Raw genomic sequence first — 13,493 nt, 5'->3', positions numbered from 1 at the left:
CGTTCGTCGCTCGCGGCAAAGTGCGTGCTGATTCCGGCGCGCCGGTGGTAGGTTTTTGTCCCGGCCGTCCCTGCTCGTCGGTATGGATATCGTCGTCGTCGGGGCCGGAAGCCTCGGCAGCCTCGTCGGTGGCTTGCTCGCCCGCGAACACGACGTGACGCTCGTGGGCCGCGAGCCACACGTCGGCAGCGTTAGCGAGAACGGTCTGTCGGTAGTGGGAACCGAGGAGTTCCGGGTCCGGCCGGGCGCACAGACGACGATTCCGCAGCGTGCCGACCTCGCGCTGGTGACGGTCAAGGCCTACGACACCGCCGCCGTTGCGACGGACCTCGCGGACTGCACCCTCGACGCTTGCCTCTCGCTCCAGAACGGGATGGGCAACGAGGAGCGGTTAGCCGCCGAACTCGACTGTCCGGTGCTGGCGGGGACATGTTCCTACGGTGCGCGGCTCCGGGAACCGGGCACCGTCGCCTTCACCGGCCGCGGCGAAATCGTGCTGGGGGACCGCAACGGCGGCCGGTCCGCGGTCGCCGACGAGGTCGGGGCGGCGTTCCGTGCGGCCGGCATCGAGACGACCGTCGCAGTGGACATGCCGACCCGTCTCTGGGAGAAACTTGCGGTCAACACCGGTATCAACGCTGTGACCGCGCTCGCCCGCGTGGCGAACGGCGCGCTGGCCGACTCGCCGGCCGACGCCATCGCCGCGGACGCCGCCCGTGAGACGGCCGCCGTCGCCCGCGAGCAGGGGATCGACCTCTCGGACGAGCGTGCAGTATCGCTCGTCGAACGTGTCGTCGGCGACACCGCCGCCAACCACTCGTCGATGTACCAGGACATCTCGGACGGCCGCCAAACGGAGATCGCCGCTATCAACGGGTACGTCGCCGACACCGCGACCAGGTCGGTCCCCGTGAACGAGACGCTTGCCGGGCTCGTCCGTACGTGGGAGCGACACCGCGAGCGGTAGGTTCTGGAATCACACAACGACTATATACACGTCTCCTATGTGTGTCTCACATGACTCCACAGACCGACGGAGCACGGCTCGATGCGCCGCGTAGTGCTCCCAGCGGGACTGCTTCGTGTACTACAGCGAGGAGGCCACTGGTATGACAGCCGACGACGCGGGCGGGAACCGCATCGTCGACTACGAACTGTTCGAGGTGCCGCCCCGGTGGCTCTTCCTGCGTCTGGAGACGGCCGACGGCACCGTCGGCTGGGGCGAACCCGTCGTCGAGGGCCGGGCCCACACCGTGCGTGCGGGCGTCGAGGAACTGCTCGACAGCTATCTCATTGGGGAGAACCCCGAGAACATCCAGGACCACTGGCAGGCGATGTACCGGGGCGGCTTCTACCGCGGCGGGCCGGTCCTGATGTCGGCCATCGCCGGCATCGACCAGGCGCTGTGGGACATCAAAGGGAAGCAACTCGGCGCACCCGTCTACCAGCTCCTTGGCGGCCAGGCCCGGGACCGGATTCGAGTGTACCAGTGGATCGGCGGCGACGAGCCCTCAGACGTGGCCAGCGCCGCCCGGGAGCAGGTCGATGCCGGATTCACGGCGCTGAAGATGAACGCGACGCCCGAAATCGAGCGCGTCGACAACCCGGCCACGGTCGAGGCCGCCGCGACGCGACTCCGAGAGGTCAGGGAGGCTGTCGGTCCAGAGGTCGACATCGGCGTCGACTTCCACGGCCGGGTGACGAAGCCGATGGTCAAACGGCTCGCGTCCGCGCTGGAGCCCCACGAGCCGATGTTCATCGAGGAACCGGTGTTGCCCGAACACAATGACGCGCTGCCGGCGCTCGCGGCCCACACTGACATCCCCATCGCGACCGGCGAGCGGATGTACTCCCGTTGGGACTACAAGGAGGTGTTCGAGGACGGTGCCGTCGACGTGATCCAGCCGGACCTCTCCCACGCCGGCGGCATCACCGAGGTGTACAAGATCGCGTCGATGGCCGAGGCCTACGACGTGGCGATGGCACCCCACTGCCCGCTCGGCCCGGTCGCGCTGGCGTCCTGTGTCCAGGTCGACGCCTGCTCGCCCAACGCTCTCATTCAGGAGCAGAGCATCGACATCCACTACAACGAGACCACCGACGTGCTGGACTACCTGGCTGACCCGTCGGTGTTCGACTACGAGGACGGGTTCGTTACGGTGCCCACCGACCCTGGCCTGGGAATCGACATCGACGAGGCGTTCCTCCGGGAGCAGTCCCAGCAGGACGTCGACTGGCACAACCCGGTCTGGCGACACGACGACGGCAGCGTCGCCGAGTGGTAGCCCGGTGGCTCCCCCTCGGTAACTGGCTATCCCCTCGCACTCTCTCACCGGACAACTGTGAGACCGGCAGCACGGACACGCACCAAAGGAAAGGGCTCATATTCCGCGCCCGATACGTACCTGTATGGCCTCCTCAACGTCGTGGAAGCGCGATTTCGCGAGCGGCCTTATTATCCTGTTGCCGCTGCTGGTGACGGTTTACGTTATCATCTATCTCTACTCTATCCTCGCGTCCGCGGCGGTCATCCCGGCGATTGACGGCGAACTGCTAGCGACGCTCGGACTCCCCTCGGGAACGTCGTCTGTCGAACTCGCACGGGTGTTCACGACGCTGATTATCTTCATCCTCATCGTGTTCTCCATCGGCTATCTGATGCGGACGGCCTTCGGCGACATCGTCGAACGGGCCATCGACGACGCGATGAACCACGTCCCCGGGCTCCGGGTGGTGTACAACGCCTCGAAGATGGCGGTCGAGACGGCTGTCGGTGGAACCGAAGAACTTCAGGCACCGGTGAAAATCGAAGTGTGGGACGGGATGCGGATGACCGCGTTCAAAACGGGACAGACGACCGAGGACGGCCGCGAGGTGCTTTTCCTGCCGACAGCGCCGAACATCACGACCGGCTACGTCGTCGAGGTCGAACCACACCGCTACGAGGAAATCGACGAGCGCGTCGAGGAAGCGTTGACGCGCATTCTCAGCGCCGGGTTCGGCGACACGGACCGGAGTACCGCCACGCCGATTCCGGTCGCCGACGAGGAAGACCTCGCGGACGACTAGCCGCGCGGTTCAGTTCCCGCTCAGACGTAGTGGAACCACTCTTCGCGGTCGCCGCTCTCGATGACGTCGAAGAAGGCCGACTGGAGTTCGTCGGTGACCGGCCCCTTCGTCCCTTCGCCGATCTCGTTGTCGTCGACGCTTCGGATGGGCGTGACCTCCGCCGCCGTGCCGGTGAAGAACAGCTCGTCGGCGGTGTACAGCTCTCCGCGGGAGATGGTCGCTTCCTCGTGGACGGTGTAGCCCATCTCCTCAGCGAGCGTGATTGCGGTGTTGCGGGTGATGCCTTCGAGGATGCTCTCGGCCAGTCCGGGCGTGTAGATTTCGCCGTCTCGAACCATGAAGATGTTCTCACCCGGGCCTTCGGCGACGTTGCCTTCCTTGTTCAGGACGATAGCCTCGGTGTAGCCGTTCCGCCGGGCCTCCTCGCCGGCGAGCATGCTGTTGACGTACAGCCCCGTCGTCTTGATGTTTGTCGGAATCTGGCTGGAGGCGTGCTTGCGCCAGGACGACACCATCACGTCGACGCCCTCTTCCAGCGCTTCCTCGCCCAGATACGCGCCCCACGGCCACGCGGCGATGGTGGTCTTCGTCGGGCAACTCTTCGGGCTCACGCCCAGCGAGTCGAAGCCGTAGTAGACGATGGGGCGGATGTAACACGACTCGAACCCTTCCGTTTCGATGAGTTCCGTCGTCGCCTCGGTGAGTTCCGCTTTGCTGAACTCGATGTCGAGGTCGTACGGTTTCGCGGACTTGTACAGGCGGTCCAAGTGCTCTTCCCAGCGGAAGATGGCCGGCCCCTGCTCGGTGTCGTAACAGCGAACGCCCTCGAAAACGCCGGTCCCGTAGTGCAGCGCGTGCGTGAGAACGTGGGTCTGTGCGTCCTCGAAGTCGACGAACTCGCCGTCCATCCAGATGCGGTCGGTCCCCTCGAACATCTCTGGACGGTCACTCATCGTACGACCCCTCCGGTGAGTTGACAGTCGCGATGCCCGCGGGTGATGCCTCCTGCTGTCTCGTCGTGTGTCATATCTACCCCATTGATTCCCTTGGTTAAGAGTGTTGACGATACCCCCGCGGGTCAGGGTCGTGTTGTCTCGTACGGCCAGTACGGAGCACTGCCCCGGCGAGCACAAACGCTTTAGTGGAATCTGGCCGTCCGCACCGCACATGTCCTCCCTGAAGCGGTCGCTCCACCGCAGCGTCGCTGTCCTGTTGCTTCCGCTGGGCCTGCTCCTGATTCAGGCCGAGGTCATCACGCGAAATCTCTCCGGCGTCGTCGAATCACCGGTGCCCGGGCTCTCTCGGGCCGTGGGTATCGCTTTGTTCACTGGAGCGACGCTGTACCTCGTCGCCAGCGGTCTCAGACAACTTGCAGCGGCGGCGGATACTCCATTCTGACTCGCAAACCGGTCCAGTCCCGTGATTGCTGGAAATAAACACTGGCTGTCTGCTTCCCACACTGTCGGACGTTGCTCTCTCAATAATTCTGCGGCACGGAGTGGTGACTACTCTGTCTCAGCTACAGCCACCAGTATCAGTCGAATCGCTCTAGCAGGCTGGCACCTTCGACGTACACAAGCCCTTCGCGGTCGGCGTAGGCCCGCGCTGCTGCCGGGGGCAGCGCTGCGCCCGTCTCATCGTCCAGCATCTCACAGACGACGGCGGCCGCTGGCAGGTCGGCCGCGTCGGCGAGTTCGAGCGCGAGTTCGGTGTGGCCCTCGCGGTCGGCCAGGCCGTCCGGGGCTGCCCGGAGGAGGTGGACGTGGCCCGGCGACCGGAACGCCTCGCTGAACGCCTCTGGGTCGGGGTCCGTCGCGGCGGCAGCCAACTCTCGGATCGTCAGTGAGCGGTCGTCGTCGGTGATCCCGGTGAACGTGTCGCGGTGGTTCACCGTCAGCGAGAACGAGGAGCGCTCGTCGTAGGCGAGGTCGTGGTCGGCCGCCGTCGGGTGGTCGAGGACCTCCTGCATGAACGGCAGTTCCAGCGCCTCGGCGACGCGGTCAGAGAGGGCGACACAGACGAGCCCGCCGGCGTCGTTTCGCATCCGGGCGACGGCGTCGGGGCTGACGGCACCGGCCGGATAGACGAGGTCGGTCTCGCCTTCGCGGTCGGCGGCGTCGTGGATCAGCACCGGCTCGCCGCGGGCGAAGGCGGCGACGGCGTCGGCCACGCTGTCGGCGTCGACGGCGGTTTCCTCACTCCGAGACATGCACGATCACCTCATCGCCGTCGGCCAGTTCCAGCACCTCGCGGAGCTTTTCCGGTGCAATCACTTCGAGTTGCTCCTCGCCGTGGTGGGTCCGCTCGGGCGCGATGACGTGGGCCGGCTCGTACTCGCCGTCGCTGCCCTCTATCGAGGCGGGGTAGCAGTACGCGGGGCCGTACGTCCGCTCGTCGTCCTCCCAGCCCTCGATGGTGACCGGTTCGATGGCGCTCATCCGCGCCCGCTTGCGGACGCTCTCGGCCGTGAGTTCGAGGTTGAGCGTGCCCGCGAACGGCTCGTACCCCAGCCGTTCGATGAACTGTTCCATGTAGCCCGGCAGCGTGATGTAGTGCCGCCCCTCTCCCATCCCCGAGGTGACCACGCCGGTCAGGTCGACGCTGGCGTCGGATTCGAAGATGCGCCGGTAGTCGGCGTACTCGGACTGGAGGCGTCGCTCGCCGTCCCCGGTCAGTTCGACCTCCTGTCCGTCACTGACGATGTCTCGGGCCAGCAGCCCGGCGTCTTCGAGCCGCTGGAGCCGCCGCGAGGCGGTCTGGTTCGAGGCGTCCAGTCGTTCCGCGAGATCGGCACAGGACACCTTTGCCGACTCGTCGAGCGCACCGTCGAGGGCGAGCAGTTTCAGCGTCGCCAGTTCGTCCCGACCGACGCCCTGTCCCGTTGATTCAGCCATGCACTGCAGTAGGGATTCCCGCCGGATAAGCATACCGAAGGTGGAATGCATTCCACTTTTGGAACGGAGAAAAACTGGTACGGGGTTGGTAGCAGAAGCGCGTCTTACCGTTTCTACTGGATACAATTCAAGCCGCTGCCTAACACGTTCGACCCTATCACACCGCTGTGATGGTGGTTCCTCGTCGCACGATACCGTTAGTATTCAACGAGCGAGTCCTGCTCCCAGAACTCGCTTGACTTCTCCAGTTTCGGAACCCATGTGTTCTCGTCCTCGGCGAGCATCGCCACGCGGGAGTCCTCGACCTCCTTCAGCACGTCGTGGTCGGGGAGGTACTCGCCCATCTCTCGGGTGAACTCCCGGACCTCGCTGTGGTCGGGCATGGAGTCCCGGTCGAGGCGGCCCCGCGAGTGGCCGACGTGCATGTATGCCTTCATCTCGACGAAGTCCGCATCGGCCCGGTCACACATCGCCGCGTACCACTCGGGGTGGTGCATGTTGTGGCCTTTGACCAGCGTCGTCCGGATGACGGTGCGGGTGTCGTCTTTCTCGGCCAGGACGTCCAGCGTGTCGATGAGCGAGTCCCAGGCGTCGTCGTCCATCGCCTGTACCGTCGAATCAAACGTCCCGCGGTCGGCGGCGTCGACGGAGACGTATAGCTGGGTCGGGTCACACCGCTCTAGCATCTCCGTGTTGGTCCCGTTGGAGACGAGGAACGTAGTGATGTCGCGGTCGTGGAACTCTTCGATGAGTTCCGGCAGATGCGGGTAGAGCGTCGGTTCGCCGTCCAGCGAGATGGCGACGTGGCGCGGCTCCATCGCCTGGTCGAACACCTCGCGCGGTACCTCGTCGTTGCCGCCGAAGCCCGACAACAACTTCCGCTGGAGTTCCACGGAGGCGTCGGCGACCGCCGCGGGGTCGTCCCACTCCACGTCGCCGAGTTCGTAGGCGTGGCCGGCGTGGTCGCGCCAGCAGAACACGCACCGCTCGTTGCATTTCACGACCGGCGTCATCTGGATGCAGCGGTGGGACTCGATACCGTAGAAAATGTACTTGTAACACTTCCCCTCACCGCGAAGGGCGTTTTTCGTCCAGCCGCAGGTCTGGGCGGCCGTGTGGTTCTCACTGTGGTAGGCCGGGTCCGAGACCTGTTTCGGACCGCCGTCGGCGTCACTCATTGGACACCAGTTTAACAGCCAGCGGCAAAAACTCCCGGATGTTGCGCGTCAGCCAGTTCGCTCCGTCGGGCAACTTACGTCAGCTTGACGATGGGGTTGCTCATGTGGTGGCCGACGACGTTGCCGTTCTCCATGATCCGGTCGTAGCCGTCGTCGTCAACTTCGATTCGGGTTTCGCTGTCCTTCTGCATCAGATAGAGTGTTTTGTTCATACACCTGTGGATGCCCCTGATAGGCAAGACCAGAACTACTAGGTGTATAGATACGCGCTGTGATGTATGCTATATGTATCAAACCCCACCGAAAATGTATCTCAGCCGGAAGATTTTGGGGTTTCGACGCTGAGTGTACTAGTATGGGTGTGATTGACACAGTTTCCGAGCTGTTCGGTTCCGGGGACCAGCACTACCGGTTCCGCTGTGCTGACTGCGAGACCGAGTTCGCACAACGCGTGGCGACCGTTGAGGGCCTGACCTGTCCGGAGTGTGGCGCTGGGGCGGTGCGGCCGGCCGAAGCGACGTGAGGTCGGGTAGCCAGTAGGCCCACGAGTCAGCGGCCCAGGTCGTAGAACTCGTCGTTCGGGCGGATGTCGGCGAGCTGTGCGAGGCGGTTCGAGAGATTGAAGAAGGCGGCGACGCTGCCGATGTCCCAGATAGCGCGGCGGCTGTAGCCGTGGTCCTCCAGCCGTTCGAGGTCTGCGTCCTCGATACGGGCGGGCGATTCTGTCAGCTTCACCGCGAAATCGAGCATCGCCTTGTGCGTCTCGTTGATGTCCGCAGTTCGGTGGTTCGCAGCGACCTGCTCGGCGAGTTTGGGCGCGTCGGCGTAGATCCGCAGCAGCGCACCGTGGGCGACGATGCAGTAGAGGCAGTCGTTGACGCCGCTGACGGCGACGATTATCAGCTCGACTTCCTCGCGTTCCAGCGCCGTCTCCTCGACCAGCGCGTCGTGGTACGCGAAAAAGGCCCGGAAGTGCGAGGGGCGATAGGCCATCGCCGGGAAGATGTTCGGCGTGAAGCCGGCGCGTTCGGTCTCCTCTTCGATGCGTTCCTGCAGGTCTTCGGGGAGGTCGTCGATGTCGGGGGTTTCGAACCGAGCCATCACTGTGTCGGAGTCTGCCATACCACACGTCCGTCCGGCCGCGGCTTGAAAGTTAGCTGCCTGCCTGGCCATGGCTGCCGAGAGCCGGTGTATAGTTCTTCCGGGGACGTGGCACGAGGTCGAACAGCCACGCCGGCTCTTTTGCTAGACGGCGCGACCGTTCACATGCATGTCAACGACGACAGAGACGACACAGACGTACGACGTCAGTACCGGCAACTGGAAAGCCGGCGTGCTCGGCGGTATCGCCGGGAGCGCCGTCATGGGGGCGCTGATACTGGTGATGAACACCGCGACGCTCGCCGTCGCAATCCCGTCCCTGTACGGACTCGCGCCGCCGCCGAGCCCGGCGGCCGGCCTCGTCGTCCACCTCTCCCATGGGGCTGTGATGGGCGTGCTGTTCGCCGGGCTAGCGCGGCTCCTCAGTCTGGAATCGCCCGGGGAACTGCTTGGACTCGGCGTCGGCTGGGGCGTCGCCACCTGGGCGCTCTTTGCCGCGCTCCTGATGCCAGTCTGGCTCGGCGCGGTCGGCTCGCCCGCCTCGCCGCCGTTCCCGAACTTCGCGCCGCCGTCGCTGCTGTGGCACGTCGTCTACGGCGCTGTCCTCGCGGTCGTTTACGCCGTGACCGCGGACCGCATCTGAGATCGGCCGTACCTGAGCCGTCGCGGTCGCCGCTACTGCTCCTGAAACACGGTCCACTGTCGCTCGTCGGTTCTGGCGTCGGCTATCGCCTCGACCTTCTCGCGCTGCAGGTCGTCCAACTGCGCAGTCGCCAGCCGAACCCACGACAGGAACTCCCCGCGGAGCCGCTCACGCACTACTTCGGGCGGCTGTGGCGTGTAGACGTACACATGCCCGCCCTCCGGCCTGATTCGCCGGCGCTTCTCGACGACACCGAGGTCGGCGAGGTGATTGAGATGCCGCGCGACGACGCTCCGGTCGTAGCCGATTTGTTCGGCCAGCGCCGTTACGGTCAGTTCGCCGCCTTCCATCACGCAGAGACAGACATCCAGCTCAGTGCCGGACATATCGAAGACGGTCTGCAGCAGGGTTTCGAGTGACGGCTCGCTGACCGCCGTCTCCCCTGTCTCGGTCGCCGCCATCGGCTTGCCACAGCACTCCGGCCGGTTGTCGCCGATGCCGACGCCGCCGCAGGTCTCACACTCGAACAGCCGCGGTTCGTCAGCGGAGGGTGTCATACGACGGGCTACTCACCCCGCCGGTAGAAGCTTCAGGTATGGTCGGAGTAACTACGGGCGGGTGCCGGCGGGTCGCGGTTTCTCGCCCGTCATATAGATGTTAGTCCAAAGGTCTAAGCCCTCCCGGGACGGAATACAATTCACTATGAGCACTGACACAGAGGACGCCAACGACCTGCGCGAGCGAATCACGAACTTCCTGCGCCGCAACTTCCCCCAGATCCAGATGCACGGCGGGAGCGCGGCCATCGAGGAGATCGACCGCGAGGAAGGCAGCGTCACGATCCGCCTCGGCGGCGCCTGTTCCGGCTGTGGCATCTCGCCGATGACCATCCAGGCCATCAAGACGCGCATGGTCAAGGAGATCCCGGAGATCAACGAGGTCACCGCGCGTACCGGGATGGAACAGCAGGAAGGAATGTCCGGCGGCAGCGGCGGCATGAGCCCGTCGTTCCCCGGCGAATCCCGCGGCGGCGACGTCGGCGGCGACGAAGACGAAGGCCCCGAAGCGCCGTTCTGAGGCCAGTTCTCGATCTTTTTTAGAAACGTGGCTAGCCGCAGGTGTGGAAGCGTCTCTCTGAGTCGCCGTCTCTGTGCTCAACAGCCAGAAAGCTCCGACTGGCTCCGATCGGGGGCTTTCTGGCTCGTCGCATCCGAACCAACGCAAGCAACCATCACTGCAGCAGCGAGTCACACAGATTAAGACGACAGGACCAGACCGCGAGGATATGGAGACGGTCGACACGGTCGTCTGGGCGCTGTGGGCGATGTTGCCGGCGTATATCCCGAACAACGCCGCGGTACTCGCCGGCGGTGGCAGACCGATAGACGGCGGCCGAACGTGGGGCGGGCGGCGCGTGCTGGGCGACGGCAAGACCTGGCGCGGGACGCTCATCGGCACCGCCGCCGGGACGCTGCTCGCGCTCGGACTGACACAGGTCGCGCCCAGCGTGAGCGCCGCACTGGGGACTGACCTCCCGACGTTTCCGCTCCGTGCGGGGCTCGGACTCGCCTTCGGCGCGATGCTCGGGGACATCGGCGCGTCCTTCCTCAAACGCCGGACGGGCCGCGAGCGCGGGGCCGCGTTCCCGGGGCTAGACCAACTGGACTTCGTCGTCGGAGCGCTGCTCTGTGCGCTCGTGGCTGCGCCGTCGTGGTTTGCCGAGACGTTCACGCTCCCGGTGCTGGTCGTCGTCGTCGTCGCGACGCCGGTGTTGCACGTCGTCACCAACGGCATCGCCTACCTGCTCGGGCTGAAAAACGAGCCGTGGTGAGCAGCGCTGGCGGGGCCGTGCGAACCGACGAAGAAGTGTGCTTTTACGCGCTGACCGAGGAGTGTCGGGTATGACAACACGCGGGGAGACACTGCAACTGGCGACGCGGGGCTCGGACCTCGCGTTGCGCCAGGCGGCGACGGTTCGGGATTCGCTGAGCAGTCGCCGGCTGTCGGTCGAACTCGTCGAGGTGGAGACGACGGGCGACCAGATACGGGACGAACTCATCCACCGACTGGGCAAGACCGGCGCGTTCGTTCGCAGCCTCGACGAGAAGGTTCTCGACGGCGAACTCGACGCGGCGGTCCATTCCATGAAGGACATGCCGACCGAACGGCCCGAACGCCTCGTCGTCGCGGCGGTCCCCGAGCGGGCCGCCGCCGAGGACGTACTGGTGACGCCGGACGGCCACTCGTTGGAAGAACTGCCGGAGGGTGCAACTGTCGGTACGTCGAGCCTGCGACGCAAGGCACAGTTGCTCGCCGAGCGCGACGACCTCACCGTGGAACCGCTCCGGGGCAACGTCGACACGCGCATCGCGAAACTGCTGGCCCCGTCGCTCCAGCAGGAACATCAGGAGCGCCACGAGGCCGAACAGGAGCGGAAGGGCAACGCCGGTGACCCCGACACCGACGAAGAGGACGAACACCCCTACGACCGCACGGTCGAGGAGTGGTTCGACGACCTCACCGAGTTTGAGCGTCGAGCGATGGAGCGGGACCCGGACGTGGAGTACGACGCCATCGTGCTGGCGAAGGCGGGCCTCCACCGGGCCGGGCTCACGCGCTACGTCGGGATGTCCGACCTCGACCCCGACCGGTTCGTTCCGGCCCCGGGGCAGGGCGCGCTGGCGGTGACCGCCGTCGACGGCGACCTCGCGCTGGACATCAAAGACCGGCTGGACGACCCCCAGACGCGTGTCGAGACGACCGTCGAGCGGACGATTCTCGAAGAACTGGGCGGCGGCTGTGTCGCGCCCATCGGCGTCCACGCCCACCTGGAAGGCGGCGTCGTCCACACGCGGGTGCGCGTGCTCTCACAGGACGGCACCGAGGAGGTCTCGGTCGGCCGCGATGTCCCGGCCGAGTACCACATCGACGCGGCACAGGACCTCGCGGCGGAACTCGCCGAACAGGGCGCTGACGACCTCATTGCCGAGGCCAAGCGGGACTCGACAGGCGCCGACGACGACGCCTCGACGGTGCGGGAGGAGGACGAGGAATGACCACAGGCAAAGTGTACCTGGTCGGCTCCGGACCCGGCGACCCGGACCTGCTGACAGTCAAGGCAAAGCGCCTGCTGGAGGAGGCCGACGTGGTGCTCCACGACAAGCTCCCCGGCCCGGAAATCATCGGGATGATTCCCGAGGAGAAGCGCGAGGACGTGGGCAAGCGCGCAGGCGGCGAGTGGACGCCCCAGGAGTACACCAACGCCCGGCTGGTCGAACTCGCCGAGGACGGCAACACCGTCGTCCGACTGAAAGGCGGCGACCCGACGGTGTTTGGCCGCGGCGGCGAGGAACTGGCCCATCTCGCGGAGAACGGGATTCCGGTCGAGGTTGTCCCGGGTATCACGAGCGCGATAGCCGGCCCCGAAGCCGCCGGGATTCCGGTCACGCACCGCGATTACACCTCTTCTGTCTCTTTCGTCACGGGCCACGAGGACCCCACGAAGGACGAATCCGCTGTCGACTGGGCGGCGCTCGCGGCGACCGGCGGCACGCTCGTCGTCCTGATGGGCGTCGGCAAACTGCCACAGTACACCGAGGCGCTGCGCGAGGCGGGGATGGACCCCGACACGCCCGTGGCGCTCATCGAACGGGCGACCTGGCCGGACCAGCAGGTCGCCACCGGCACGCTCGACACCATCGTCTCGGTCCGCGACGAAGCCGGCATCGAACCCCCTGCTATCACTGTTATCGGCGAGGTAGCCGGCGAGCGCGAGCGGGTGGTGGAGTTCCTGGAGGGGTACTGATGCGAGAGGAACCCCGCCTTCGCGTGGCCGCCTTCCGCCCGGCCGACGACCGCCTCGACGACGCGGTCGAACTGCTGGAGTCGCTGGGTGCCGACCCGGTCCCGGACCCGATGCTGGCGGTCGAACCGGCAACGATGCCAAGCGCCAGTGACGAAAGCGATGACGACGACCGAGTCACGCCGCGCACCGACGCCGACTACGTCGTTCTGACGAGCAAGACCGGCGTCGAACTCGCCGCCGAAGCCGGCTGGGACCCCGGCGAGGCGACGGTGTGTGCCATCGGCGAGTCGACCGCCGGGGCGCTCCACGAGGCCGGCTACGGCGTCGACATCATCCCCGCGGAGTACTCTTCGACGGGACTGGTCGAAACGCTGGCCAGGGCGGTGGCCGGCGCAAGAGTCGAAGTCGCCCGGTCGGACCACGGCTCCGCGGTGCTGACTGACGGGCTGGAGGCCGCCGGCGCGTACGTCCACGAGACCGTGCTGTATCGGCTGGTCCGGCCGCCGGGATCGGGCGAATCCGCTGCACTGGCGGCCAGCGGGGACCTCGACGCGGCGCTGTTTACCTCCTCGCTCACGGTCGAGCACTTCCTCGATGCGGCCGCGGAGCGCGGCGTCCGCGAGTCCGCTATCGACGGGCTGAACGAGGCGACTGTCGGCGCGATCGGCGAGCCGACGCGGGAGACGGCCGAGGACGCCGGCATCTCGGTCGACGTCGTCCCCGACCAGGCCGATTTCGAGGCGCTGGCCTGCGAGGCCGTCGAGGCGGCGGCCCCGACACACTACGAGTAACGACACTCGGAC

The 13,493-nt window shown here is 66.1% G+C and carries 18 protein-coding genes; 11 read left to right on the top strand and 7 right to left on the bottom strand.

Going from position 1 to position 13,493, the window contains the following annotated elements; all coding sequences use genetic code 11:
* The first annotated feature begins 82 nt into the window (after positions 1–82).
* The 3 genes from C442_RS13375 (at position 83) to C442_RS13365 (ending at position 3,069) form a co-directional block, all read left to right on the top strand.
* On the top strand, positions 83–967 hold the full coding sequence (locus C442_RS13375; protein WP_008311268.1) for a ketopantoate reductase family protein: 885 nt from the start codon (positions 83–85) through the stop codon (positions 965–967).
* 142 nt (positions 968–1,109) lie between these two features.
* Positions 1,110–2,285: a galactonate dehydratase gene (gene dgoD / locus C442_RS13370; protein ID WP_049942977.1), complete on the top strand. Its 1,176-nt coding sequence runs from the start codon at positions 1,110–1,112 to the stop codon at positions 2,283–2,285.
* Positions 2,286–2,409: 124 nt separating this feature from the next.
* On the top strand, positions 2,410–3,069 hold the full coding sequence (locus tag C442_RS13365) for a DUF502 domain-containing protein (protein WP_008311266.1): 660 nt from the start codon (positions 2,410–2,412) through the stop codon (positions 3,067–3,069).
* Between the two features lie 20 nt (positions 3,070–3,089).
* Here C442_RS13365 and C442_RS13360 read toward each other — a convergent pair whose 3' ends face one another.
* Positions 3,090–4,022, bottom strand: a complete 933-nt coding sequence (locus C442_RS13360; protein ID WP_193363411.1) for a branched-chain amino acid transaminase — start codon at positions 4,020–4,022, stop codon at positions 3,090–3,092.
* Between the two features lie 214 nt (positions 4,023–4,236).
* Between C442_RS13360 and C442_RS13355 the strand changes: the two genes are divergently transcribed.
* Positions 4,237–4,467 carry a hypothetical protein gene (locus C442_RS13355; protein WP_008311264.1) on the top strand — a complete coding sequence of 77 codons (231 nt, stop codon included), beginning with the start codon at positions 4,237–4,239 and terminating at the stop codon, positions 4,465–4,467.
* A 136-nt stretch (positions 4,468–4,603) separates the two neighbouring features.
* Here C442_RS13355 and ribB read toward each other — a convergent pair whose 3' ends face one another.
* From ribB to C442_RS22195, 4 genes are all read right to left on the bottom strand, one after another.
* On the bottom strand, positions 4,604–5,278 hold the full coding sequence (gene ribB / locus C442_RS13350) for a 3,4-dihydroxy-2-butanone-4-phosphate synthase (RefSeq protein WP_008311262.1): 675 nt from the start codon (positions 5,276–5,278) through the stop codon (positions 4,604–4,606).
* A complete protein-coding gene (locus C442_RS13345; protein WP_008311261.1) occupies positions 5,265–5,963 on the bottom strand; it encodes a DUF120 domain-containing protein in 699 nt (232 codons plus the stop codon). Before C442_RS13345 ends, ribB begins: the two co-directional genes overlap by 14 nt.
* Before the next feature lie 197 nt (positions 5,964–6,160).
* Positions 6,161–7,141 carry a 4-demethylwyosine synthase TYW1 gene (gene twy1, locus C442_RS13340; RefSeq protein WP_008311259.1) on the bottom strand — a complete coding sequence of 327 codons (981 nt, stop codon included), beginning with the start codon at positions 7,139–7,141 and terminating at the stop codon, positions 6,161–6,163.
* 74 nt (positions 7,142–7,215) lie between these two features.
* Positions 7,216–7,353, bottom strand: a complete 138-nt coding sequence (locus tag C442_RS22195) for a hypothetical protein (RefSeq protein ID WP_004964745.1) — start codon at positions 7,351–7,353, stop codon at positions 7,216–7,218.
* Positions 7,354–7,496: 143 nt separating this feature from the next.
* Here C442_RS22195 and C442_RS13335 point away from each other — a divergent pair, with 143 nt between their 5' ends.
* Positions 7,497–7,664 carry an FmdB family zinc ribbon protein gene (locus C442_RS13335; RefSeq protein WP_008311253.1) on the top strand — a complete coding sequence of 56 codons (168 nt, stop codon included), beginning with the start codon at positions 7,497–7,499 and terminating at the stop codon, positions 7,662–7,664.
* Between the two features lie 26 nt (positions 7,665–7,690).
* Here C442_RS13335 and C442_RS13330 read toward each other — a convergent pair whose 3' ends face one another.
* Positions 7,691–8,263 (bottom strand): peroxidase-related enzyme, encoded by a 573-nt coding sequence (locus tag C442_RS13330; RefSeq protein ID WP_008311251.1) that lies wholly within the window; start codon positions 8,261–8,263, stop codon positions 7,691–7,693.
* A gap of 148 nt (positions 8,264–8,411) precedes the next feature.
* On the opposite strand from C442_RS13330, the gene C442_RS13325 reads away from it, so the two are divergent.
* Positions 8,412–8,885: a DUF6789 family protein gene (locus C442_RS13325; protein ID WP_008311249.1), complete on the top strand. Its 474-nt coding sequence runs from the start codon at positions 8,412–8,414 to the stop codon at positions 8,883–8,885.
* Positions 8,886–8,917: 32 nt separating this feature from the next.
* On the opposite strand, the gene C442_RS13320 is transcribed toward C442_RS13325, so the two are convergent.
* Positions 8,918–9,442: a helix-turn-helix domain-containing protein gene (locus C442_RS13320; protein WP_008311246.1), complete on the bottom strand. Its 525-nt coding sequence runs from the start codon at positions 9,440–9,442 to the stop codon at positions 8,918–8,920.
* A gap of 145 nt (positions 9,443–9,587) precedes the next feature.
* Here C442_RS13320 and C442_RS13315 point away from each other — a divergent pair, with 145 nt between their 5' ends.
* From C442_RS13315 to C442_RS13295, 5 genes are all read left to right on the top strand, one after another.
* On the top strand, positions 9,588–9,962 hold the full coding sequence (locus tag C442_RS13315; RefSeq protein ID WP_008311244.1) for a NifU family protein: 375 nt from the start codon (positions 9,588–9,590) through the stop codon (positions 9,960–9,962).
* A gap of 208 nt (positions 9,963–10,170) precedes the next feature.
* The gene (locus C442_RS13310; RefSeq protein ID WP_008311242.1) at positions 10,171–10,716 is read left to right on the top strand and encodes a CDP-2,3-bis-(O-geranylgeranyl)-sn-glycerol synthase; all 546 of its coding nucleotides are present in this window, start codon (positions 10,171–10,173) and stop codon (positions 10,714–10,716) included.
* Positions 10,717–10,786: 70 nt separating this feature from the next.
* Entirely contained in the window at positions 10,787–11,941 is a 1,155-nt protein-coding gene (gene hemC, locus C442_RS13305) for a hydroxymethylbilane synthase (RefSeq protein ID WP_008311240.1), read from the top strand.
* Positions 11,938–12,690, top strand: a complete 753-nt coding sequence (cobA, locus tag C442_RS13300) for a uroporphyrinogen-III C-methyltransferase (protein WP_008311238.1) — start codon at positions 11,938–11,940, stop codon at positions 12,688–12,690. Before hemC ends, cobA begins: the two co-directional genes overlap by 4 nt.
* Positions 12,690–13,481, top strand: coding sequence for a uroporphyrinogen-III synthase (locus C442_RS13295; RefSeq protein WP_008311237.1), 792 nt, complete (start codon positions 12,690–12,692; stop codon positions 13,479–13,481). Before cobA ends, C442_RS13295 begins: the two co-directional genes overlap by 1 nt.
* Positions 13,482–13,493 lie beyond the last annotated feature (12 nt).

This window comes from Haloarcula amylolytica JCM 13557 (assembly GCF_000336615.1).
Classification (GTDB): domain Archaea; phylum Halobacteriota; class Halobacteria; order Halobacteriales; family Haloarculaceae; genus Haloarcula; species Haloarcula amylolytica.
The sequence above is the reverse complement of the archived record's forward strand: the minus strand, read 5'-3'. Positions and strand labels throughout refer to the sequence as shown.